The organism is Bradyrhizobium sp. JHI2711 (genome assembly GCF_056156565.1).
This window is the reverse complement of sequence record NZ_JBPZPT010000002.1, coordinates 1851507-1872178: the sequence shown is the minus strand read 5'-3', so window position 1 is coordinate 1872178 and position 20672 is coordinate 1851507. Positions and strand designations below refer to the sequence as shown.

Here is a 20672-nt window from a genome sequence, read left to right as displayed (position 1 = left end):
ATCCCATGCCGATCCAGCATTTCGCGCCCCCGCCCCACGTCAAGGCGCCGCCGCTGTCCTTTGCGACGCGGGTTGGCGACCTCCTGTTCGTCTCCGGCATTCCCGGCTTCGATGTATCAGGCGCGTTGCCTGATGGCTTCGAGGCGCAGTTCGCCAATGTCGTCGTCAACATCAAGCGCGTGCTGGGCGAGGCCGGCGCCGGCATGCATGATCTCGTCAAGGTCAACGTGCTCCTGACCCGCGCCTCGGACGTCGCCGCGATGAACGCGCTCTATGCCGGCGCCTTCGGCCCGCCGCCGTACCCGGCGCGCACCACCTGCGTGGTGCAGGCGCTGCCCGATCCGAAGATGCTGATCGAGATCGAGGCGGTCGCTTCGCTGGCCAAGTAGGAGCCTAGTCAGCTGCGTGTGACCTATCGGGCACGCGTCCAAACCAAATGCGTTGGGCACAGCTGACATGTCCGTGAATGGCGGCCCCCCGGCTTGCAAAGGACCTGCTTTTACCGCACGAATTTTTTCGGTCCCATGTCCCACCACCCATGTCCCACCAGGAGATACTTCATGCGTCGCCTTCTCGCGCTCAGTGCCGTTGCCGGCATCGCTAGTTCCGTGTTCGCCGTGCCCGCCTCCGCGAAGGTCGGCTATTACGTGATCCGCTGGGACAACACCGGCATCTGCCAGGTCTGGAACGAGGACCTGCAGTACAAGCCGTTCCAGTTCGGGGTCTCTACCTACAAGGTCGTCAGCAAGCCGTTCCCGACCTTCCAGCAGGCCTCGGACTTGCAGATCAAGATGCGCGCCGAGCGGAAGTGCACGCTCTGAGCCGGACGCAAGGATCGCGTTTGAAGGGCGGGTCGCACGGGCGATCCGCCCTTTTGCTTTGCGTGGCCTGAAGCGTGTCCCCGGCCGCAATCAGACCTGTCCCGCGCACATTTTTTGAACCTCGGCGGCGGTTGGAACTACTCACATCTTGTCCGGGGCGCATGCCAAGCGCGTCCCGCACCACCCCTCCCCGTCATTGTCGGGAGGCGCATCACATCATTCATTTGAGGAGCTGATCATGCGTCGTATTTCCATGCTGTGCGCTGCCGCCGGTCTTGCCATCACCGCGTTCGTCGCCGCGAGCCCGGCCGAAGCCAGCTATCATCTGATCCGCTGGCAGGACACCGGCTTCTGCCAGATCTGGGACGAGAGCATCCCGACCACGCCGTGGCCGGCCGGCTATCACCGCGCCAGCGCCAGCGTGCCGACCTTCGTCGATGCACTCATGGTCAAGGACGCCGCGCTCAAGAGCGGCAGCTGCAAGTGGTAAGATAATCGATCGGCGGACGAAGAACCGGGCAAGGACGAGGGCGTCCTTGCCCGGTTTGCTTTTCGAAGGCCCGAGACGCTCACGCGTCCTTGTACGCGCCGGGATGGATCAGGATGTCGCGCGCGGCGGCGAGGTCGATGAAGGCTTCGGCGCTGCCGCCCTGGTCGGGATGCAGGCCCTTGGCGGCGCGGCGATAGGCCTGGTTGATGTCCTCGCAAGTGAGCTGCACCGCGAGCGGCAGGCCGAGCATCTTGCGGGCGCGGTCCTCGCTGGAAAGCTTCTTCGGCGCAGCGTTGCGGCGGCCGAAGCGCGGCGCGGTCAGATCGTGCACGACCTCGAGCACCACGCCGAGACGGCGCTGGGCCGCCAGCGTCACGCTGTGATCGTCATTGTCGACGGCCTGGCGCAGCACCGGCAGCGCCTGCTCGGCAGCCTGGCGCAGCGTGACGTCGCTGCTCATCCGCGCGATCTCGGCCACCAGCCGGCCGGCCTCGGCCCAGTCCGGCGCTTGCGCCGACCGCAGGCGTTCCAGAGCGAGTTTCCAGGTTTCGAGCCGTTCCATCATGCGCGCAACGTTTAGCAATCAGGATCAGTATGCCAAGGCCGCCGTTTCCGACCCCTTAATTTCGCGTTAGCGTTTCGTGAAACTTCGAAACGAAAACGGGAGGAAACTGCCATGGCGCTGCTCGCAAACCACATCGCGGTCGTCACCGGCGCCGGTTCCGGAATCGGCCGGGCGATCGCCACCGGCTATGCGCGGGAGGGCGCGCAGGTCGTGCTGCTCGACGTCAACGCCGAGACGGTGGCGGAGGCCGCGCAGGAGATCCGGACAGCGGGCGGCAAGGCCGAGAGCTTTGCGCTCGACGTTGTCAGGCGCGAGGATTGCTTTGCGCTCGCCAGGCAGGTCGCGGACAAAATCGGGCAGGTCTCGATCCTCGTCAACAATGCCGGCATCACCCGCCGCAACGCCTTCACCGCGGAGACTGAGACGGTGGCGAAGGATTGGAACGACATCATCTCGCTCAACCTCAACGGCGTCTTCAACGTGACGCAGGCGTTCCTCGCACCCCTGCGCGCGAGCAAAGGCCGCATCGTCAACATCGGCTCGATCCAGTCCTTCGTGCATCTGCGCACGCCGAGCTCGGCGGCCTACACCACCTCGAAACACGGCGTGCTCGGCTTCACCAAGGCGCTCGCGGTCGAGCTCGGCAAGGAAGGCGTGCGCGTCAACGCGATCGGCCCCGGCTTCATCGAGACCAACCTCAACGCCAATGCGCGCGCGACCAATCCGGCGCTGGTGCAGGCTTTCATCGATCACACCCCGCTGGCGCGCACCGGCAAGCCCGAGGACATCGTCGGCCCCGCGGTGTTCCTCGCCTCCGATCTGTCGGCCTATGTCACCGGAACCATCGTGATGGTGGACGGCGGCTATCGCACGGTGTGAGGGACGCGAGGCTCGCACCAATCGCGGCGGCATCTGGGCATTCTCAAGATCAATTCGGTGCAGCCCCTCCAATTAACCTTTCATTAACCAAACCGGACCACCGTAGATTCACGGCTTGGGGGTCGTTGGTTCTCGATCCGCTTCCGACGGTGGAAGCGGGCGTTGATCGGGAGGTGTGTTGATGACCACTGTTCATGTCGCCGCGTCCGGGCCGGACGCACAATTCCTTGCCCCGAACCAGATCGTTCCGCTTCTGATCGGTGCCACCGTCGACGAGGTCGAGCGTGAGCTCGTGATCCAGACGCTGGCGCGCTGTGACGGCAACCGCACGCGCGCCTCGCGCGTGCTCGGCCTTTCCGTACGCACGCTGCGCAACAAGATCAGGCTCTATGCCGCCTCCGGCATCGACGTGCCCGCCTGTCAGGATTAGCGCACAACATCAGTCGGACAGCGACGACGCGCTGCGCTGCCATGCGCAATCGATGAGGCGGCTGCTCGCGCCGACGATTGATGTTGATCAAGCCCGGCACGATGCGCGGGCAGAATTGCTGCTGTCGTCAAACGCCGCTAAGTAGCTTGCTGCAGGTGAAGGGAGCGGTGGCGTGGCAGACGACCAGGGACGACGGCCGGGGCCTCAGGGGCCTCGCGGGCGGCAAGGCGAGCCGGGACGGCCGGGGCCACAGGGGCATCCGGGCCGGCGCGGCGCCGACGGCGCACGCGGCAAGCCCGGGCCGCAGGGCAAGCCGGGCCCGGTCGGGAAGGCCGGACCGCCCGGCAAGCCCGGTCCGCAAGGCAAACAGGGCGAAGCCGGTCCGCGTGGGCCAGCCGGCGCACCGGGACCTGCCGGGCCGCAGGGACCGGCGGGGCCGCAAGGCCCCCGCGGCGAGCCGGGTCCGCCCGGCCAATTGCCGTCGATCGAGCAGGTGCTGCCCTGGCTCGACCAGCTCTTCGACGCCTGGGACGAACGCCGCCGCCAGCGCGAGCGCGAAGCCGCCGAGCGCGAAGCGCTCGAAGCCGCCGTCCAGGAGACCGACGAGGCAATCGTCGATGACGAGGGCGATGACGTCGACGATCACAGGAAGAAAAAGAAAAAGAAGAAGCAGGGCAAGGATAGCCGACGGGTCTAGTCGGGCCGATCCTCGCGCCGCGGCAGCATGCCCATGCGCTCGAATTGCCAGCGCATGGCGCGATACCAGAGATAGCCGACCGCCGCGCCGCACAGGGCGAGGATGATCACGTTCGCGCTCGAGAACGAGCCGCTCCACCACATCATCCACGCGGTCCACAGCAGCGTGAAGACGATGGCACCTGCTTTCAAAGGAAGAAGGGGGTGGCTCATGTCGTGCTCCGGGCGATCAAAACCCCGGCCGCCACCATCGCAAGCCGAGGCAGCAGATACCGTGAGCCAGATCACGGAGCACGCTGCCTGACCTCACGTACCGAAGCGCAGCCGCGAACGCTCTTTCGCCTTCTCCGCCTCAACCTCGCGGTCGCGCGCCGGCGCGTTCGTATGCAGCGAGGTCAGGAGTTTTCGCGCCGCCTCGGAGACCTCGGCCACCGCACGATCGAACGCCGCCTCGTTGGCCTGCGACGGCTTGTTGAAACCCGACAGCTTTCGCACGAATTGCAGCGCGCTGGCGTGGATCTCATCCTCCGTCGCCGGCGGCTCGAAGTTGAACAGCGTCTTGATGTTGCGGCACATGCACTTTCTCCCGGCGTTTTCCTTAAGACGAAGGTCCGAGCCGAAATCCTACATCCGCCTTCTCGCTTCTGCGACCAACTTGGTGGATGCGCCACAAGCTGATCTCGCAGCGCATCATAAGCGGGGGCGCCGGCATCGCATATTATTTGAGCATGCATTGCAGTGACGGCTCAGGCTTAATCCGTGCCAACGATAGGGAAAGACGCGCAGGACAATCGCGCGCTCATGGCACGATACGCGACGAGGAGGATCGCATGCACAGGCTCGCACTGTGCGTTTGGTTGGTTGCGACGACAGCGCTGGCAAACGTTGCGTTCGCGCGCGACTATGGCCAATACGACCACGTTCCGCCCGACATCCGCGCCTGGTTCAAGAGCGTGATCGCGCCGAACGGGGTTCCCTGCTGCGACATCTCCGATGGCCATCGCACCGAGTATGACGTGCGCAATGGCGCTTATTGGGTGCCGATCGAGGGACAATGGATCGAGGTGCCCGGACGCGCCATCATCCGCGACCAGGGCAATCCGATCGGCCAGGCCGTGGTGTGGTACGTCCACCACCGCGGCTCCATCATCATCAGCTGCTTCGTGCCGGCGGATGCGGTGTAACGCGCCTTGGTGATTTCCATTGGCTGGCGACGGCCCGATCGGGTAGCTTGAAGCCTAGCTGAAGCGGAGGCACGCCGTTGACCGATCTTAGCGCCGAAGACCTCGCCACCATCTATGCCAAGCCGAGCCCGCGCGTGATCGCGAAGGCACGGCCCGCGATCGATGCGCATGCGAAGAAATTCATCGAGATGTCGCCATTCTGCGTGCTCGCGACATCGGGAGCGGACGGCAGCGTCGACGCTTCGCCGCGCGGCGGCGGCATCGGCTTCGTCCGCGTCGCCGGCCCCAACCAGCTGCTGATGCCCGACCGCTCCGGCAACAACCGCATCGACAGTTTCCGCAACGTCGTCGAAGGCTCAGGCTTCGTGCATTTGCTGTTCTTCGTGCCGGGCATCGAGGAGACGCTGCGCGTCGGCGGCCGCGGCACGCTGTCGGCCGACCCGGATCTGCTCGCCTCGATGGTGGAATTCGGCAAGCCGCCGCGCGCGGTGCTGAACGTCGCGGTCAGCGAGGTCTATTTCCATTGCGGCAAGGCGCTGATGCGCTCGAAGCTGTGGGGGTCGGAGAAGGTGCAGCGCTCGGTGATGCCGAGCATCGTCACGGTCATTCACGAGCAGACCGGCCTCGGCGAACCGGCGAGCCAGGAGGCCGTGGAAGAGCTCTACAAGACGCAGCTGTAGCCAAGAGCGGTTCCGCAAAACGAAGCGTCGTGCGGCAACACGTGGATGGCCGGGGTCAAGCCCGGCCATGACGATGGAGGGAGCCGGGCCCGAGCTTAGTGCCCCTCGCCCTCGAGCCCGCCGACATGCTTCTGGGTGTAGAGCTCGAGGCCGATGCGGCCGATCAGATCGAGCTGGGTCTCGAGGAAGTCGATGTGGTGCTCCTCGTCGCTCATCAGCTTCTCGAACAGGTCACGTGTGACATAGTCCTTGGCGCTGTGACAGTAGGTCGCCGCCTCCTGATAGAGCGCCCGCGCGCTCATCTCGGCGGCGAGATCGCACTCGATGATCTCCTTGACGTTCTGGCCGATGCGCAGGGGATCGAGCACCTGCATGTTCGGAAAGCCGTCGAAGAACAGGATCCGCTCGGTGAGCTTGTCGGCGTGCTCCATCTCCTCGATGGATTCCTTGCGCCAGACCTTGGCCATGTCCAGCAGGCCCCAATTGTCGAGGAAGCGGTAATGCAGCCAGTACTGATTGATCGCAGTCAGCTCGTGACGCAGCGCCTTGTTGAGATAGTCGATGACTTTTGCGTCGCCCTGCATGGTTCACTCCAGCTCTTGCAGTCCAAATCGGTCCCAAACCGAGTTTAGAACGCTTCTAAATCACTTTGCGAGCGAGAGCAACCGGCTACGGGAACCCAGCCGGGGAAAAGCTCAGCCGGAATTGCGGAAGTTTTCAGCAGGCCGCGAGGGCGAACTCGGCGGGTTCGGCGGTCTCGTCCTTGGCGGCCACGGTGTGGCTATGCGGGCAGCCGGCGCAGCAGGACTGCGCACAGGGGCCGAGCGCTTCGTCGATGATACTCTTGATCGTCCGGGCGCAGCGGCCGCATTCGGCGCTGCAGCCGAGACAGCCATAGACCTGTTTGGCATGCCGCACGGCGTCGTCGGACTCGGCGACGGCGGCGCGGATATCATCATCGCTCAGCACGTTACAGGAACAAACGATCATGGAAGCGGCAGGCCCTTCGGTGATGCGCCATCATCGATATTTAACAGGCCGGCCGGATGCAAAAGGAAAAACAGGTATTTGAAGCTATTCCAAACTGGCCTGATCAAAGCCTAGAACGGCTCTAAATCAAGCTCTTGCGCTGGGTCAAGATTGTAGCCCACTAGTCGCCGCCACCGCCGCCTCCTCCTCCGCCGTCGCCACCGCCTCCGCAGTCGCCGCCGCTACTGCTGCTATCGCTGCTGGAACAGCTTGCGCCGTCGCCAGAGCTCCCCGAACTGCCGCCGGAAAACCAGCTTCCCAGCGAGAAGCCGTCATTCGTCCCGGAATAGGTGCTGTCCCCGCTACTCCCTCGGTGGCTGCCGGCGGTGGCGCGGGAGCGCCGTGCGCGGTTCTGGAGATGTGCGATCCAGCCGTAGCCGACCGCGAAAACGATCCCGGCCGCAATCAAAGCATTAACCATCGCGTTGCCCATCATCGTCTCCCGGTGGGACCCATACCAATTGGTCGTCTCCGGCAAAGGTGCCGTTCATTGATCATTCAAGCGGAATATGGAACCTTGCGGCCCAAAGGTTCCCGCATGTTCGTCTGAAAGGTCAAGCAATGAAGAAGTCGCTCCTGGCGGTCGCTGCCGTCGCCATTCTGGCCCTGACGGCCGGAACGCCGGCCCATGCCCAGCGCGGTGTCGCGGCAGGCGTGGCCGCCGGGATCATCGGCGGCGCCATTGTCGGCGGCGCGCTGGCTTCTCCGTATTATTACGGGCCTAGCTATGGCTACTATGGGCCGGGCTACTACCCGCCGCGCTACTACGCCCCGGGTCCAGGCTATGTTGCCGACGACTATTACGGCGGCTGCGTCTGGCAGAAGCAGCGCTTCTGGGATGGCTATGCCTGGCGCGTCCGTCGCGTCCGAGTCTGCGGCTGAGGCGCGCCAAGCCGGTTCACTACGGATGCGCCGTTCATCTCAGGGCCTGAAAAAGACCGCTTTTTCTCGTCACAGCTCCGTGTGCGTTTACCGTGGATTGACCATTTGCGCGCTTCCTAGCTGCAAGGCCAATTCCATCAGAGTGTGCGTGAACCTTTGAAACCCGGGCGCCTCTAACAGGAGGAACCCATCTCCCAGGAGAGCCAAGAGCATGAACAAGACTTTAGTTGCCGCCCTCACGGTCGCGACGGTCGCCGGTTCGCTGGTGACCGCCGCTCCGTCCGCGAAGGCCCATGACGGCGTCGGCGCCGGTATCGCAGCCGGCCTGATCGGCGGCGCCATCGTCGGCGGCGCAATCGCCTCCAGCCGTCCGGCCTATGGCGGCCCCGTTTACATCGCCGAGCCCCCGCCGCCCGCGCCCTGCTACTGGCGCCGCGAGCGCTATTGGGACGGCTACGGCTGGGTCAGCCGCCCGGTTCGCGTCTGCTACTGATCTGATTGCCTGGCGCTGCGCGCCGCGATCGGAAAGCCCGGCCGAGAGCATCGGCCGGGCTTTTTGTTTGCGCACGCTAAAGCGCGATGCGGTTAGGATGAAGCGTCATCGCGCTTTAGGTTATTGTTTGAGCATGATCTTTTCGGAAAACCGCTTCACACTTTTCCGGATCATGCTCTATCGCGCCGCCTGGATCGAACGCAGCACCCCTTCGCTCGGCCAGCAATCGAGCTTGAGGCCCGCCGACTTCTGATAGGCGCCAAGCGCCGCACGCGTCTGCATGCCGGCCTTGCCGTCGATCTTGTCCTTGTAGAGCCCGATCCGCGTCAGCTCGCGCTGCATGGTCTCGACGTCCTTGGTGCGCAGCTGTTTCGAGGCCGCCCATGGCGTCGCGAACGGCAGCGGGTTTGTCATGCGGTCGGCAAGGTGGCCGACGAACAGCACGTAGAGATCGGAGAAATTGTATTCCTTGATGACGAAGTAATTCTTCGTGGTCAGGAATGACGGGCCGTAGATGCCTTCGGGCTGGAGCAGCGAGGCCGGCTGCGCCTGCTCGGCGGCGCTGAGCTTTTGGCCGCGTACCGGGACAAAACCCTCGCGCAGCCATTGGCCGATCGGCTTCGTCACCTCCGGCACGCCCGTCGTGCAATCGACCTTCGCCGGCGCCTGCACCTCGTAAGCCCAGCGCACGCCGCTCTGCCAGCCCTTGTTGACGAGCTGCTGCGCAGCCGAGGCCAGCGCATCCGGCACCGAGTGCCAGATGTCGATGCGGCCATCGCCGTCGAAATCGACGCCATGCTTGTAATATTCGGACGGCAGGAACTGGGTGAGGCCGGTCGCGCCGGCCCAGGACGAGCGCATGTCCTTGCGCGTGACGACGCCTTCATCGAGGATCTTGAGCGCGGCAATGAACTCGTTGCGATACTGATCCTTTCGGCGTCCGACATAGGCCTGCGTCGCCAGTACGCGCACCAGATCGTAGGGCAACGTGTGCCGGCCATAGTCTGTCTCGCGGCCCCAGATGGCGAGCATGACGGTCGCCGGCACCCCGGACTTCTTCTCGATCTCGTCCAGCGAGGTCCGATGCTTTTGGAGCAGCCGCTGCCCCTCGCCTGCAAGCCGCGCGATCGAGGCTTCCTTGACGTAGTCGGCCGGCACCTGCACGAACTCGGCCTGCGACGGCGCACCCGTTGCCGGCCGCCCGGGCAAGAGCAGATCGGGCAGCTTGTAATCGGGCTCCAGCCCGCGCGTTTGCGCATCGAACGTTGCACGCGAAACGCCGGCCTGTTGGGCCGCCGGCCACAACGAGGCGATGAACTGGGTGAAGGCGGCGTCGGCAGCACGGACGGGCGACCAGCTGCAGGCGATGACGATCCCCGCAGCGATGAGCGCCCGTCGCATCATGCCGCCATCACCGCGTCAGCTTCTTGTACTTCACGCGGTGCGGGATGATGCTGTCCTGGCCGAGCCGGCGCATCTTGTCCTTCTCGTAATCCTGGAAATTGCCTTCGAACCATTCGACGTGGCTCTCGCCCTCGAAGGCGAGGATGTGCGTCGCGATGCGGTCGAGGAACCAGCGATCGTGGCTGATGATGACGGCGCAGCCGGCGAAGTCCTCCAGCGCCTCTTCGAGCGCGCGCAGCGTGTCGACGTCGAGGTCGTTGGTCGGCTCGTCGAGCAGCAGGACGTTGGCGCCGGACTTCAGCATTTTTGCGAGATGGACGCGGTTGCGTTCACCGCCCGAGAGCGCGCCGACCTTCTTCTGCTGGTCCGCGCCCTTGAAGTTGAACGACGAGCAATAGCCGCGCGAGTTGACTTCCTTCTTGCCGAGCAGGATCAGTTCGTTGCCGCCAGAGATCTCCTCCCACACGGTCTTCTTGCCGTCGAGCGCGTCGCGCGACTGGTCGACGTAGCCGAGATGCACGGTCTCGCCGACCGTGATCGTGCCGGAGTCCGGCTTCTCCTGAGCGGTGATCATCCTGAACAACGTGGTCTTGCCGGCGCCGTTGGGACCGATCACGCCGACGATGCCGCCGGGCGGCAGCTTGAAGGTGAGGTTGTCGATCAGGAGACGATCGCCAAAGCCTTTGCTGAGCCCCTCGAAATCGACCACGTTGGCGCCGAGCCGCTCGGCCACTGGAATGATGATTTGCGCGGTCTGGGTCTGCTTCTCGCTCGCCTTCTTCAGCAGCTCCTCATAGCGCTGGTAGCGCGCCTTCGACTTGGCCTGGCGGGCCTTCGGCGACGAGGCGACCCATTCCTGCTCGCGCGCGAGCGTCTTCTGGTGCGCCGCATCCTCGCGGCCCTCCTGCTCCAGACGCTTCTGCTTCTGCACCAGCCAGGACGAGTAATTGCCCTCGTACGGGATGCCGCGGCCGCGATCGAGCTCGAGGATCCAGCCCGTGACGTTGTCGAGAAAGTAGCGGTCGTGGGTGACGATCAGGATCGCACCGGGATAGTTGCGCAAATGGCCTTCCAGCCACGACACGGATTCCGCGTCGAGATGGTTGGTCGGCTCGTCCAGCAGCAAGAGTTCGGGCTGGTCGAGCAGCAGGCGGCACAGCGCGACGCGGCGGCGCTCACCGCCCGAGAGTTTCGTCACGTCGGCATCGTCGGGCGGACAGCGCAGCGCGTCCATGGCCTGGTCGACCTTGCTGTCGAGATCCCACAGGCCCTGGGCCTCGATCTCGTCCTGCAGCTTGGTCATCTCGTCGGCGGTCTCGTCCGAATAGTTGACCGCGAGCTCGTTGTAACGGTCCAGGATCGCCTTCTGCTTGGCGACGCCCTGCATGACGTTTTCGCGCACGGTCAGCTTGGAATCGAGCTGCGGCTCCTGCTCGAGATAGCCGACGCGGGCGCCCTCGGCGACCCAGGCCTCGCCGGTGTATTCCTTGTCGAGACCGGCCATGATCTTGAGCAGGGTCGACTTACCCGAGCCGTTGACGCCGAGCACGCCGATCTTGGCGTCCGGGTAGAAGCTCAGATGGATGTTATCGAGCACCTTCCGGGTCGGGTAGCTCTTGGTCAGGCCCTGCATGAAATAGATGAACTGGCGCGCCATCGGTCCCGTGAAACCTTCGATTTGAGGAAATTTGCTTCGCCAGCGATGTAGCGATGCCGCCCCCAAAGGGCAATGTTTTCCGTCCGTTCACCACGGATGAATACGGTCAGGAAACCATCCGGCCACCGATCCGGACAATTGAAACCATCTTTTAATAAATCAGGCCAAAGCTCGGTTTCGCGCGGAAACAGCGCCACCCGCTCAGAACGAACGGGGAGCACAGCGAGGCCGCATCATGGCTCTGATCGAGACCCATTCTCTTCCTGTTCCGGCAGGAGCCGGGCGCGACTCCGGGTTCGCCTCGGAGATCAAGGCCTTCTGGAAGCGCTTCTTCGTCACCGCCTTCAATCCCTACCGGCCCGAACTGCATTACATGCGCGGCCCCGGCCCCGCCTGGCGCGCCAAGCACGGCATGGATGCACCGTTCCGCCTGAAGCCCCGCGACCTCTGAGCGACGATCCCTATCGGACTTTTGAAGACGCAGGCTGCTTGCGCGCCGGCGCGATTGCGCGCAAACCATGGCCAGGTTCCGATGACGGCGCCCGCCTGGCGCCTTCACCTCTCGCCATGGATGAACGCTGATGAGCCGGCTGCGCTGCGCAATCCTCGACGACTATTTCAATCTCGCCCTCGACGTCGCCGATTGGCCGAAATTGTCGGATCGCGTCGACGTCACCGTGTTCAGCCATCCCTTCGCCTCCGAGCAGGCCGCAGCCAGTGCGCTCACCGACTTCGAAATCATCTGCGCGATGCGCGAGCGCACGGCGTTTCCCAAGAGCCTGTTCGATCGCCTGCCGAAGCTTAAGCTGCTGCTGACCTCGGGCATGCGCAACGCTGCGATCGACATCGAGGCCGCGAAAGCGCGCGGCATCGCCATCGGCGGCACGCAATATTCCCGCGATCCGACGGCGCCGCTCACGATGGGCCTGATCCTGGAATTGACCCGCGGCATCGGCCGAGAGAACGCGCGCATGCATGCGGGCGAGTCCTGGCAGACATTTGCCGGAGTCGAGATCGAAGGGCTGACGCTCGGCGTCGTCGGGCTCGGCAAGCTCGGCAGCAAGATGGCGGGCATTGCGAAGGCGTTCGGCATGAACGTGATCGCCTGGAGCCCGAACCTCACCGCGGAGAAATGTGCGGCGGCCGGCGTCGGCTACGCCTCCAAGGAGGAGCTGTTCGCCAAGGCCGACATCGTCACCATCCACGTGGTGCTGAGCGAGCGCTCGCGTGGCCTCGTCAGCCGCGCGGATCTTGCGCGGATGAAACCGACGGCCTTCCTGGTCAATACCGCGCGCGGGCCGATCGTGGATGAGCAGGCGCTGCTGGACGCTTTGCAGCAGCGCAAGATCGCAGGCGCCGGCCTGGACGTGTTCTCGGTCGAGCCGCTGCCGGTCGACCATCCCTTCCGCAAGCTCGACAATCTCGTGCTGACGCCGCATCTGGGCTACGCCACCACGGATGGTCTGCGCATCCATTACGGCCAGATGGTCGAGGCGATCGACGCCTTCACCAAAGGCGGCGAGCTGCCGCGGAAGCTGGCCTGAAACGAAAAGGGCGTGCCGACGGCACGCCCTTCGCAATCTCATCGAGTTGAGGCCCTCAGCGCACGGTGACCGGCGCGGGCAGCGGCGGCACAACGGTGGGCTGCGTCCCCGGGACCGGGCCCGCCTGGGCGGACATCGGAGCCGGCCCGGCAGCGCTCTGCGTCGGCGCAGCGGAGGCCGTCGCCGTTCCCGGCGGCGGACCACCCGGCATCACGACAACGCGGGTGCCGACCTTGACGCGCTCGAACAGGTCGGAGACGTCCTCGTTCAGCATGCCGATGCAGCCGGAGGAGACGAACTTGCCGATCGTCGAGGGCTGGTTGGTGCCGTGGATGCGGTAGACGGTCGAACCTAGATACATCGCGCGGGCGCCGAGCGGATTACCCGGGCCGCCGGCCATGAAGCGCGGCAGATAGGGCTGACGCTCGATCATCTCGGTCGGCGGATGCCAATCCGGCCACTCGGCCTTGCGGGTGATCTTCTGCACGCCCGTCCAGGTGAAGCCGTCGCGGCCGACTCGGACGCCGTAGCGGATCGCACGGCCGCCTCCGAGCACGTAATAGAGGTAGGTGTTGGGCGTATCGACCACGAGCGTGCCGGCCGGCTCCTTGGTCTGGAACGCGACCTCCTGACGGCGCAGGTTCGGCGGCAGCTGCACCGGCGCGGCATCGGGCTGCTCCTCGGGCGGCAGCGCGGCCAGGGTCACCGGGCGGCCATCCGTGCCCACGGGCGGCTGTCCGGCCTGGACCGTCCCAGTCGCGGAGGGACCGCCCACAGACTCGGGCGGACGCAGGCCATCGTTGGCGGGCGATTGCTGAGGAGGACGGTCGGCGTAGATCACCGCCGGCGGACCGGCGGGGCGGCCGTAGCGGGGATCGTCGGGCGACATCACGGGGCCCTGCGGCGCGGCCGAATAGACCGGCGGGGCGCCAGCCGGGCGCCCATAGCGCGGATCATCCGGCGACATCACCGGACCTTGGGGTGGGGCGGCCGAATAGACCGGAGGCGCGCCCATCGGACGACCGTAGCGCGGATCGTCGGCCGGACCGGGCGGCGGCAGCGAGGCATGCGGCATCGCCTCGTCGTCTTCGTCGAGCGCGTCGAAATTCGGCATGCGGTCAGCGGGCCGATATTCGGCCGGCGCGCCATAGCTTGGCACCTGCTGGATCGGATAGCTCTGAGCCTGAGCGAGCGAGGTTCCCGCCGCAGCGACTGTTGCGGCAGCGCATATCGTCAGAAAGTGTTTGATCATCATCGCTCTTGTATAGTCCCCAAGCCCGACCGGACCGTTAACGGCCAGATGACGGAAGATAGCGGCACATTCAAGACATATCAGGCGTATTTGCGCCGGATTTGCCGATTTGTGATCCGCAAGACTACCGTTGCCCCGTTGCATCATGGGGCTGAAATCGTATCGCGCCTTCGATTGGCGCGATGGTCGGCCGCGATTTTAACGGAACGATGCGGAGACGTTGCGATATGGTCGAATCAGCCTGATTCGCCACCTTTTTGAGCTCCGATCCCGCGTGGCGAACGCGGCAAGCAGTACCGTCACCGCGTTCAGATGGCTCTTGAGCCCCGGCTACTTCCGCCGCCGGGGCGGAAATTCGCAATCGCTCAATGCTTCCCGGCTTTCGCTTCCTGTTTGCCGCGATCCTGCTGTCAACCTCCATCCTGGTGTTCGGCCTAGGGGCCGCCGCGCTGCTCCGGGCGACCCATCAGCAATATGTCAACAACCCCGGCTGGCGGAACGGGCCGCAGGAGCAAATGTTTGCGCAGGCGCCCGAGCCGGCCCAGCCGGTGCTCGCGGTGCTGCGGACCGAGCCGGAGCCACCTGCCGAGACCACGCCATCGCTGCGCGACCAGGTGCCGACCATCGCTCTGCCCCTGAGCGAGCCCGAACAGGTTGCTGCACTGACGACCGAGACCGACGTCCAGCCCGAGGCCGCCGCGCCCCTGGCTGAAGTGCCGGCCATCGAAGCAGCCAAGCCCGAACCGACCGTGACGGCCGCAGCGCCGGCTTCCATCGATACGCTGACCCCCGCCGACACCACGGCCGGGATTCCCGAGGCCCAGCCTGCCGCAATCGCCAGCGAGCCGGAACCAGCTGACCCGGCCCTCGCCGCCGCGGCGCTTGATGTCGCCTCCGCAAGGCTCGCTGCGCTGAACGCCGCCACAGCGGCGACGGACGCGCCGGCGAAGGTCAAGGCCGAGAGCAGCAAGGCCGAGAGCACCAAGTCGGACAGCAAGGCGACCAAGCGCAAGGCGAAAGCCAAGAAGCGAGCCCGCGTGGTGCGGCGCCCGCCGCCTCAGCAGTTGCAGCAGCAGCTCGATCCGTTCGGTCAGCAGCATCCGGCCTTCGCGACAACGACGACCGCACGCACGCGGTGATCTTAATTCTTACACCTCTCCCCGCTTGCGGGGAGAGGTCGGAATACGCGCGTCGCGCGAGTTCCGGGTGAGGGGGTACAGGTCCGTCGATAGTCTCATCGTGTGGAGAGAGGCCCCTCACCCCAACCCTCTCCCCGTAAGAACGGGGCGAGGGAGCGCACCGTCATCGTGGCTGCAACCTCAAGCCGGGCCGGTCGCGATGGCCGGGCCGCCGGCCTGGCCCCATTCCGACCACGAGCCGTCATAAAGCGCGGTGTCGGTGATGCCGAGGCGGTAGAGCGCGAGCGTCAGCACGCCGGCCGAGACGCCGGAGCCGCAGCTCGTCACGATCGGCGCATCCAGCTCGACGCCGGCATTGGTGAAGGCGGCGCGGAGCTCGTCGAGCGGCTTCATCTCGCCGGTCGCGGCGTCGAACAGCAGATTGTAGGGCACGTTGCGGGCGCCGGGGATGTGACCGGAGCGGATGCCCGGGCGCGGCTCGGGCGCGCGGCCTTCGAAGCGATCGGCGGCGCGCGCGTCGATCACCTGCTCGTTGCGGCTTTCGACGTTGGCGATCAGTTGCTGCATGCTGCGCACGCGGTTTGCATCATAGCTCGGCTTGAAGGTCGTCGGCTTCGGCTTGACCTCGCCGCTCTCGGTCGCGCGTCCCTCAGTGCGCCACTTCTTCAGACCGCCATTGAGAATGCGCACGTTGCTGTGGCCATAGGACAGGAACATCCACCACGCACGCGGCGCTGCGACCCAGCCGCCGGCATCATAGAGCACGACGGTGTCCGCGTTGGAGATGCCGAGATTGCCGACGTCGCGGCCGAACTGCTCGGCGCTCGGAAACATGTGCGGCAGCGGGTTGGAATGATCCGACACCGCATCGACGTCGAAGAACACGGCGCCCGGCAGATGCGCGGCGAGATAGTCGTCCTTCGGCAGCGGCAGCACGCCCGGCAGCTTGAAGCTGGCGTCGAGGATCTTGACGTTGGCATCGCCGATGTGAGCGGCGAGCCATTCGGTGGAGACGAGGGGGTCGGTGGCGGTGGTCATTGAAGCATTCTCCGTTGATCATTCCGGGGCGTGCGAAGCACGAGCCCGGAATCCATCGTGCCTCAGACTCTGTGGATCAATGGATCCGGGCTCACGCTTCGCGTGCCCCGGAATGACGGGTGGAGAGGGCAAGGCCCTCACCCCTTCTTCTTCGGCTCCCACTTCTCCGTGGGCCCGCCGGCATCGCGCCAGGCGGCGTAGCCGCCGGCGATGTGGGCGACGGGCTTGAGGCCCATGTCCTGCGCGGTCTTGGCGGCGAGCGCGGAGCGTAAGCCCCCGGCGCAGTGGAACACGAACTTCTTGTCTTCCTGGAAGATCGGTTTTGCGTATGGGCTCTGCGGGTCGATCCAGAATTCGAGCATGCCGCGGGTGCAGGCGAAGGCGCCGGGGATGCGGCCGTCGCGCTCGATCTCGCGGGGATCGCGGATGTCGACGATGACGACGTCGCCGTTCTTGGAGATCTCGATGGCGTCCTTGGCGGTGAGCGTCTCGATCTCGGCATTGGCCTCGTCGATCAGCGCCTTGATGCCGCGGGTGATGGTCTGGGGCACGTGCTTCTCCCTCTTGTTGTCATTCCGGGGCGCGCGTAGCGCGAGCCCGGAATCTATTCCTCTACATGCACTGCGGCCCGATGGATTCTGGGTTCGCCCTTCGGGCGCCCCGGAATGACGACGGGAGGCATCAATGCGTCAATTCCTTCATCGCAGCTTCCAGCCCCTCGATCGTGATCGGATACATACGATTGGCGAAGATGCGCTTGATGATGGTGGTGGATTCCGAATAGTCCCAGTGCTTCTGCTGCACCGGGTTCAGCCACACCGTATGCGGATAGGTGCGGATGATGCGGTCGAGCCAGACCGAGCCGGGCTCCTCGTTGACATGCTCCACCGAGCCGCCGGGCACCATGATCTCGTAAGGCGACATCGAGGCATCGCCGACGAACACGACCTTGTAGTCGTGCGGGTATTTGTGCAGCACGTCCCAGGTCGGCGTGCGATCGGTGAAGCGGCGCTTGTTCTGCTTCCACACGCCTTCATAGAGGCAATTGTGGAAGTAGAAATACTCCATGTGCTTGAACTCGCTCTTCGCCGCCGAGAACAGCTCCTCGACCTGCTCGATATGCGCATCCATCGAGCCGCCAATGTCGAAGAACACCAAGAGCTTCACTGCATTGCGCCGCTCGGGGCGCATGTGCACGTCGAGGTAGCCGTGATTGGCGGTCTCGCGAATGGTGGTGTCGAGATCGAGCTCATCGGGCGCGCCGGTGCGCGCGAACTTGCGCAGGCGCCGCAGCGCCACCTTGATGTTGCGGATGCCGAGCTCAACATTGCCGTCGAGATCCCGAAACTCGCGCTTGTCCCACACCTTCACGGCGCGGTTGTTGCGGTTCTTCTCCTGGCCGATGCGCACGCCTTCGGGGTTGTAGCCGTGCGCGCCGAACGGCGAGGTGCCGGCGGTGCCGATCCATTTCGAGCCGCCCTGGTGCCGGCCCTTCTGCTCCTCGAGGCGCTTCTTCAAGGTCTCCATGAGCTTGTCCCAGCCCATGGCCTCGATCTGCTTCTTCTCTTCTTCGGTCAGGTATTTCTCGGCGAGCTTCTTCAGCCACTCCTCGGGGATCTCCGCCTTGTCCATGGCCTCGAGCAGGCTTTCCAGCCCCTTGAACACCGTGCCGAAGACGCGATCGAACTTGTCGAGGTTGCGCTCGTCCTTCACCAGCGAGGCGCGCGACAGGTAATAGAAATTCTCGACCGTATAGTCCGCAAGGTCAGCGTCGAGCGCCTCCATCAGCGTGAGGTATTCGCGCAGCGTCACGGGGACCTGCGCTTCGCGCAGAGAGGTGAAGAATTGCAGGAACATGGGTGACAGATTGCCCGTCGGGTGGCGAACGTCAAGGGGCGGAGGCCGCTGCGGGACGCTGGACCGGCAGGCTTTTTGCTCTAGAATTGGCGACGTCAAGGGGTTGTTTGGGGGACGTTTGCAATGGGAATTCTCGCAGCACTGATCATCGGTGCCATCGCCGGCTGGCTTGCGGGCAAGATTGTCCACGGGGCGGGATTTGGGCTGGTCGGCAACATCGTCGTCGGCATCATCGGCGCGCTGGTGGCGAGCTGGGTTCTGCCACAGCTGCACATCCAGCTGGCAACAGGCACAATCGGCGCCATCGTCGATGCCACGATCGGCGCGGTGATTGTGCTCGTCATCCTTTCGCTGATAAAACGGGTCTGAAAGCCTGACCGAACCAGGAACGGCCGCCGCGAGCGGCCGTTCGCTTGTCGTGACCGAGGCCATTGATACTGGCAATGCGTTGCGACGACGACCAACAAGGACGCGCGATGAAATTTACCGGCACCAAGGACTATGTTGCGACCGACGATCTCAAGGTCGCCGTCAATGCTTCGATCGTGCTCGAGCGTCCGCTCCTGGTGAAGGGCGAGCCCGGCACCGGCAAGACGGTGCTGGCGGAGGAAGTGGCGAAGGCGCTGAACGCGCCGCTTCTGACCTGGCACATCAAGTCCACCACCAAGGCGCAGCAGGGCCTCTACGAATACGACGCGGTGTCGCGCCTGCGCGACAGCCAGCTCGGCGATGCGCGCGTATCCGACATCCGGAACTACATCAAGCGCGGCAAGCTGTGGGACGCCTTCACCAGCGAGCAGCGCCCGGTGCTCCTGATCGACGAGATCGACAAGGCCGACATCGAATTCCCCAACGATCTGCTGCTCGAGCTCGACCGCATGGAATTCCATGTCTACGAGACCGGCGAGACGATCAAGGCGAAGCAGCGCCCGATCATGATGATCACCTCCAACAACGAGAAGGAGCTGCCCGACGCGTTCCTGCGCCGCTGCTTCTTCCACTACATCAAGTTCCCCGACGCCGACACGATGGGCCGCATCATCGACGTGCACTTCCCCGGCATCAAGAAGCGCCTGGTCGAGGAAGCGCTGCGCATCTTCTTCGAAGTGCGCGAGGTGCCCGGCCTGAAGAAGAAGCCGTCGACCTCGGAGCTGCTCGACTGGCTCAAGCTGCTGCTCAACGAAGACATGAGCGCCGAGCAGCTGCGCGAGCGCGACCCGCGCAAGCTGATCCCGCCGCTGCATGGCGCGCTGCTGAAGAACGAGCAGGACGTGCATCTGTTCGAGCGGCTGGCGTTTTTGAGCCGACGGGAAGTGTAGGCTGGGGCTCACTCACGATAACGCTCCGCTGTCGCTCAAAACATTGGTGTCATTCCCCGCGAAGGCGGGGAATCCAGTACGCCGCAGCCTTTCGATTCCATCCCAGCCGCCTCTGGAATACTGGATCGCCCGGTCAAGCCGGGCGATGACAGTGAGAATGTGGCACGCGCCTGCTTCCACATCGTCATTGCGAGCGCAGCGAAGCAACCAGAATCCCTCCGCGGAAACAGTCTGGATTGCTTCGCTGCGCTCGCAATGACGGAGCAAGGAGCAACGGCGTCGTTCTCCGCTGGCAATTCAATTTGCAGACACAGCTTTGCAGCCTCGCGGCTCATCTCGCCCGAGCTTTGCTTCATTCCGTCGCCCCAAAAGAAGGAGGGCGCAGGGAAGACCGGGTGCAGACGGGCACCCGCGGTCCGCTGCGCGAAAAGCACACGCAGAGAAACCGCACAGCAGCATACAGGTGTCGCCGATCACTCGGCCTTCCCTGCGCGATGGTCGGACGGCTTATGCCGTGCTCTCCCGGGAGCCGAATTCCTTCTGGCCTCCCTCGCCCCGCGAATTGACGATGCCGTCCGCCCGGTTGGGCTCGCGCGCATCTCCGCAAGAGGCTTGACCGTAGCAACGACGGCCAGGACCACACGGTTTTGCCGTACGCAGCTCATCCGGCTTCGCCAAGAGGCTTCGCCGGACTTCAGCGCCGTTCGTCTGCACGCGGCCTCGGGCTCACAGGGACTACCCGCCCTACCCGCACCCATCGTGCCGACGCTGCCGCGTCCACCGCAACCCGGCCCGCGTTTCGAACGACTCGCGAACCGCCCCTCTTTCGTGAGCCGGGCTGGTTCGATCTATGCCGCAATTCCGAATTTCGGTAAAGCGGAATATTTTTATGGAGAGGGGTTGACGGGGTGACGGGGTGTTTTGCCCGACGGGCTACGGGCCGTGAAGCGTCGCCGCCCACTCCAGCGCCGGCAGCACCGTGCCTACGAGCAGACCATATGAGAAGGCCTTTTGAACTGGTGTGGGCCGAGGAAACCATCCTATTCCGCCCATGAAGTACATTATCGCCCAGAGGCCGGCAAGGAGGGTCCAATCGCGCCAGCCCACGCGGAGCAGCAGACCGAGCGGAATAGCGGTGCAGAGAAAGACGATGCCGCAGATGGCAATCTGGCCAACGGATTGCCGCTCAGCGCCGGATTGGGGCATTTGGCGTTTTGCCTATGGGTGAAGCGCGTAGGGCGGATTGGCCGAAGGCGTAACCGCCACGGCTCGTTTTCACATCGAAAGAAACGGTGGGTTACGCCTACGGCCGC

Annotated in this window: 26 protein-coding genes; 15 read left to right on the top strand and 11 right to left on the bottom strand. The window is 64.7% G+C overall.

The genetic code is table 11. The features are described 5' to 3' along the window. Positions 1–5 precede the first annotated feature (5 nt). The 3 genes from ACTEK7_RS21345 (at position 6) to ACTEK7_RS21335 (ending at position 1311) form a co-directional block, all read left to right on the top strand. Positions 6–389, top strand: coding sequence for a RidA family protein (locus tag ACTEK7_RS21345; RefSeq protein ID WP_036013230.1), 384 nt, complete (start codon positions 6–8; stop codon positions 387–389). Positions 390–560: 171 nt separating this feature from the next. Further along, entirely contained in the window at positions 561–821 is a 261-nt protein-coding gene (locus tag ACTEK7_RS21340) for a hypothetical protein (protein WP_057026969.1), read from the top strand. A gap of 238 nt (positions 822–1059) precedes the next feature. Beyond that, positions 1060–1311: a hypothetical protein gene (locus ACTEK7_RS21335; protein ID WP_225126032.1), complete on the top strand. Its 252-nt coding sequence runs from the start codon at positions 1060–1062 to the stop codon at positions 1309–1311. A 79-nt stretch (positions 1312–1390) separates the two neighbouring features. On the opposite strand, the gene ACTEK7_RS21330 is transcribed toward ACTEK7_RS21335, so the two are convergent. Next, positions 1391–1876 (bottom strand): J domain-containing protein, encoded by a 486-nt coding sequence (locus ACTEK7_RS21330; protein WP_225146900.1) that lies wholly within the window; start codon positions 1874–1876, stop codon positions 1391–1393. A gap of 111 nt (positions 1877–1987) precedes the next feature. Between ACTEK7_RS21330 and ACTEK7_RS21325 the strand changes: the two genes are divergently transcribed. From ACTEK7_RS21325 to ACTEK7_RS21315, 3 genes are all read left to right on the top strand, one after another. Further along, positions 1988–2755, top strand: a complete 768-nt coding sequence (locus tag ACTEK7_RS21325) for an SDR family NAD(P)-dependent oxidoreductase (RefSeq protein WP_225146899.1) — start codon at positions 1988–1990, stop codon at positions 2753–2755. A 181-nt stretch (positions 2756–2936) separates the two neighbouring features. Continuing rightward, complete coding sequence (locus ACTEK7_RS21320) at positions 2937–3185, top strand: helix-turn-helix domain-containing protein (RefSeq protein WP_036013218.1); 249 nt, start codon at positions 2937–2939, stop codon at positions 3183–3185. 172 nt (positions 3186–3357) lie between these two features. Next, positions 3358–3882, top strand: a complete 525-nt coding sequence (locus ACTEK7_RS21315) for a collagen-like triple helix repeat-containing protein (RefSeq protein WP_225146898.1) — start codon at positions 3358–3360, stop codon at positions 3880–3882. Here the strand turns inward: ACTEK7_RS21315 and ACTEK7_RS21310 are convergent. Both ACTEK7_RS21310 and ACTEK7_RS21305 read right to left on the bottom strand, forming a co-directional pair. Further along, on the bottom strand, positions 3879–4094 hold the full coding sequence (locus tag ACTEK7_RS21310; protein ID WP_157281653.1) for a hypothetical protein: 216 nt from the start codon (positions 4092–4094) through the stop codon (positions 3879–3881). The genes ACTEK7_RS21315 and ACTEK7_RS21310 overlap by 4 nt on opposite strands. Before the next feature lie 93 nt (positions 4095–4187). Then, positions 4188–4457 (bottom strand): DUF2277 domain-containing protein, encoded by a 270-nt coding sequence (locus ACTEK7_RS21305; RefSeq protein ID WP_036013210.1) that lies wholly within the window; start codon positions 4455–4457, stop codon positions 4188–4190. Between the two features lie 254 nt (positions 4458–4711). On the opposite strand from ACTEK7_RS21305, the gene ACTEK7_RS21300 reads away from it, so the two are divergent. Both ACTEK7_RS21300 and ACTEK7_RS21295 read left to right on the top strand, forming a co-directional pair. Next, entirely contained in the window at positions 4712–5065 is a 354-nt protein-coding gene (locus ACTEK7_RS21300; protein ID WP_225146897.1) for a hypothetical protein, read from the top strand. 77 nt (positions 5066–5142) lie between these two features. Further along, positions 5143–5745 (top strand): MSMEG_1061 family FMN-dependent PPOX-type flavoprotein, encoded by a 603-nt coding sequence (locus tag ACTEK7_RS21295; RefSeq protein WP_036013208.1) that lies wholly within the window; start codon positions 5143–5145, stop codon positions 5743–5745. 95 nt (positions 5746–5840) lie between these two features. Here the strand turns inward: ACTEK7_RS21295 and bfr are convergent, their stop codons facing one another. Next, positions 5841–6329 carry a bacterioferritin gene (gene bfr, locus ACTEK7_RS21290; RefSeq protein WP_036013205.1) on the bottom strand — a complete coding sequence of 163 codons (489 nt, stop codon included), beginning with the start codon at positions 6327–6329 and terminating at the stop codon, positions 5841–5843. Between the two features lie 133 nt (positions 6330–6462). Further along, complete coding sequence (locus ACTEK7_RS21285) at positions 6463–6735, bottom strand: (2Fe-2S)-binding protein (RefSeq protein ID WP_225146896.1); 273 nt, start codon at positions 6733–6735, stop codon at positions 6463–6465. A 600-nt stretch (positions 6736–7335) separates the two neighbouring features. Between ACTEK7_RS21285 and ACTEK7_RS21280 the strand changes: the two genes are divergently transcribed. Both ACTEK7_RS21280 and ACTEK7_RS21275 read left to right on the top strand, forming a co-directional pair. Continuing rightward, positions 7336–7656, top strand: coding sequence for a hypothetical protein (locus tag ACTEK7_RS21280; RefSeq protein WP_057026972.1), 321 nt, complete (start codon positions 7336–7338; stop codon positions 7654–7656). Positions 7657–7867: 211 nt separating this feature from the next. After that, positions 7868–8149: a hypothetical protein gene (locus ACTEK7_RS21275; protein ID WP_036013199.1), complete on the top strand. Its 282-nt coding sequence runs from the start codon at positions 7868–7870 to the stop codon at positions 8147–8149. Positions 8150–8326: 177 nt separating this feature from the next. On the opposite strand, the gene ACTEK7_RS21270 is transcribed toward ACTEK7_RS21275, so the two are convergent. Together ACTEK7_RS21270 and ettA are read right to left on the bottom strand one after the other, a co-directional pair. Beyond that, entirely contained in the window at positions 8327–9553 is a 1227-nt protein-coding gene (locus ACTEK7_RS21270; protein ID WP_225146895.1) for a lytic murein transglycosylase, read from the bottom strand. Positions 9554–9560: 7 nt separating this feature from the next. Beyond that, the gene (ettA, locus tag ACTEK7_RS21265; protein WP_036028509.1) at positions 9561–11210 is read right to left on the bottom strand and encodes an energy-dependent translational throttle protein EttA; all 1650 of its coding nucleotides are present in this window, start codon (positions 11208–11210) and stop codon (positions 9561–9563) included. Between the two features lie 235 nt (positions 11211–11445). Between ettA and ACTEK7_RS21260 the strand changes: the two genes are divergently transcribed. Both ACTEK7_RS21260 and ACTEK7_RS21255 read left to right on the top strand, forming a co-directional pair. Beyond that, complete coding sequence (locus ACTEK7_RS21260; protein ID WP_128263772.1) at positions 11446–11661, top strand: hypothetical protein; 216 nt, start codon at positions 11446–11448, stop codon at positions 11659–11661. A 130-nt stretch (positions 11662–11791) separates the two neighbouring features. After that, positions 11792–12754, top strand: coding sequence for a D-2-hydroxyacid dehydrogenase family protein (locus ACTEK7_RS21255; RefSeq protein ID WP_036013192.1), 963 nt, complete (start codon positions 11792–11794; stop codon positions 12752–12754). Positions 12755–12809: 55 nt separating this feature from the next. Here the strand turns inward: ACTEK7_RS21255 and ACTEK7_RS21250 are convergent, their stop codons facing one another. Next, entirely contained in the window at positions 12810–14006 is a 1197-nt protein-coding gene (locus ACTEK7_RS21250; RefSeq protein WP_225147061.1) for a L,D-transpeptidase family protein, read from the bottom strand. A 368-nt stretch (positions 14007–14374) separates the two neighbouring features. On the opposite strand from ACTEK7_RS21250, the gene ACTEK7_RS21245 reads away from it, so the two are divergent. After that, positions 14375–15145, top strand: a complete 771-nt coding sequence (locus ACTEK7_RS21245) for a hypothetical protein (RefSeq protein WP_225146894.1) — start codon at positions 14375–14377, stop codon at positions 15143–15145. Between the two features lie 180 nt (positions 15146–15325). On the opposite strand, the gene sseA is transcribed toward ACTEK7_RS21245, so the two are convergent. From sseA to ACTEK7_RS21230, 3 genes are all read right to left on the bottom strand, one after another. After that, positions 15326–16183, bottom strand: a complete 858-nt coding sequence (sseA, locus tag ACTEK7_RS21240) for a 3-mercaptopyruvate sulfurtransferase (RefSeq protein ID WP_225146893.1) — start codon at positions 16181–16183, stop codon at positions 15326–15328. A 137-nt stretch (positions 16184–16320) separates the two neighbouring features. After that, positions 16321–16734, bottom strand: coding sequence for a rhodanese-like domain-containing protein (locus tag ACTEK7_RS21235; protein WP_028179894.1), 414 nt, complete (start codon positions 16732–16734; stop codon positions 16321–16323). A 130-nt stretch (positions 16735–16864) separates the two neighbouring features. Beyond that, positions 16865–18040 (bottom strand): vWA domain-containing protein, encoded by a 1176-nt coding sequence (locus tag ACTEK7_RS21230; protein ID WP_225146892.1) that lies wholly within the window; start codon positions 18038–18040, stop codon positions 16865–16867. Positions 18041–18163: 123 nt separating this feature from the next. Here ACTEK7_RS21230 and ACTEK7_RS21225 point away from each other — a divergent pair, with 123 nt between their 5' ends. Together ACTEK7_RS21225 and ACTEK7_RS21220 are read left to right on the top strand one after the other, a co-directional pair. Next, positions 18164–18409, top strand: a complete 246-nt coding sequence (locus ACTEK7_RS21225) for a GlsB/YeaQ/YmgE family stress response membrane protein (protein WP_008559660.1) — start codon at positions 18164–18166, stop codon at positions 18407–18409. Between the two features lie 107 nt (positions 18410–18516). After that, positions 18517–19359 (top strand): AAA family ATPase, encoded by an 843-nt coding sequence (locus ACTEK7_RS21220; RefSeq protein ID WP_036013181.1) that lies wholly within the window; start codon positions 18517–18519, stop codon positions 19357–19359. Positions 19360–20672 lie beyond the last annotated feature (1313 nt).

Coding starts and splice junctions, on each gene's coding strand:
- ACTEK7_RS21320 (WP_036013218.1), top strand. CDS start 2,937: ATGACCACTGTTCATGTCGCCGCGTCCGGGCCGGACGCACAATTCCTT.
- ACTEK7_RS21340 (WP_057026969.1), top strand. CDS start 561: ATGCGTCGCCTTCTCGCGCTCAGTGCCGTTGCCGGCATCGCTAGTTCC.
- ACTEK7_RS21330 (WP_225146900.1), bottom strand. CDS start 1,876: ATGATGGAACGGCTCGAAACCTGGAAACTCGCTCTGGAACGCCTGCGG.
- ACTEK7_RS21280 (WP_057026972.1), top strand. CDS start 7,336: ATGAAGAAGTCGCTCCTGGCGGTCGCTGCCGTCGCCATTCTGGCCCTG.
- ACTEK7_RS21310 (WP_157281653.1), bottom strand. CDS start 4,094: ATGAGCCACCCCCTTCTTCCTTTGAAAGCAGGTGCCATCGTCTTCACG.
- ACTEK7_RS21305 (WP_036013210.1), bottom strand. CDS start 4,457: ATGTGCCGCAACATCAAGACGCTGTTCAACTTCGAGCCGCCGGCGACG.
- ACTEK7_RS21255 (WP_036013192.1), top strand. CDS start 11,792: ATGAGCCGGCTGCGCTGCGCAATCCTCGACGACTATTTCAATCTCGCC.
- ACTEK7_RS21250 (WP_225147061.1), bottom strand. CDS start 14,006: ATGATCAAACACTTTCTGACGATATGCGCTGCCGCAACAGTCGCTGCG.
- sseA (WP_225146893.1), bottom strand. CDS start 16,183: ATGACCACCGCCACCGACCCCCTCGTCTCCACCGAATGGCTCGCCGCT.
- ACTEK7_RS21220 (WP_036013181.1), top strand. CDS start 18,517: ATGAAATTTACCGGCACCAAGGACTATGTTGCGACCGACGATCTCAAG.
- ACTEK7_RS21270 (WP_225146895.1), bottom strand. CDS start 9,553: ATGATGCGACGGGCGCTCATCGCTGCGGGGATCGTCATCGCCTGCAGC.
- ACTEK7_RS21260 (WP_128263772.1), top strand. CDS start 11,446: ATGGCTCTGATCGAGACCCATTCTCTTCCTGTTCCGGCAGGAGCCGGG.
- ACTEK7_RS21230 (WP_225146892.1), bottom strand. CDS start 18,040: ATGTTCCTGCAATTCTTCACCTCTCTGCGCGAAGCGCAGGTCCCCGTG.
- ACTEK7_RS21275 (WP_036013199.1), top strand. CDS start 7,868: ATGAACAAGACTTTAGTTGCCGCCCTCACGGTCGCGACGGTCGCCGGT.
- ACTEK7_RS21245 (WP_225146894.1), top strand. CDS start 14,375: ATGCTTCCCGGCTTTCGCTTCCTGTTTGCCGCGATCCTGCTGTCAACC.
- ACTEK7_RS21335 (WP_225126032.1), top strand. CDS start 1,060: ATGCGTCGTATTTCCATGCTGTGCGCTGCCGCCGGTCTTGCCATCACC.
- ACTEK7_RS21225 (WP_008559660.1), top strand. CDS start 18,164: ATGGGAATTCTCGCAGCACTGATCATCGGTGCCATCGCCGGCTGGCTT.
- ettA (WP_036028509.1), bottom strand. CDS start 11,210: ATGGCGCGCCAGTTCATCTATTTCATGCAGGGCCTGACCAAGAGCTAC.
- ACTEK7_RS21300 (WP_225146897.1), top strand. CDS start 4,712: ATGCACAGGCTCGCACTGTGCGTTTGGTTGGTTGCGACGACAGCGCTG.
- bfr (WP_036013205.1), bottom strand. CDS start 6,329: ATGCAGGGCGACGCAAAAGTCATCGACTATCTCAACAAGGCGCTGCGT.
- ACTEK7_RS21345 (WP_036013230.1), top strand. CDS start 6: ATGCCGATCCAGCATTTCGCGCCCCCGCCCCACGTCAAGGCGCCGCCG.
- ACTEK7_RS21325 (WP_225146899.1), top strand. CDS start 1,988: ATGGCGCTGCTCGCAAACCACATCGCGGTCGTCACCGGCGCCGGTTCC.
- ACTEK7_RS21285 (WP_225146896.1), bottom strand. CDS start 6,735: ATGATCGTTTGTTCCTGTAACGTGCTGAGCGATGATGATATCCGCGCC.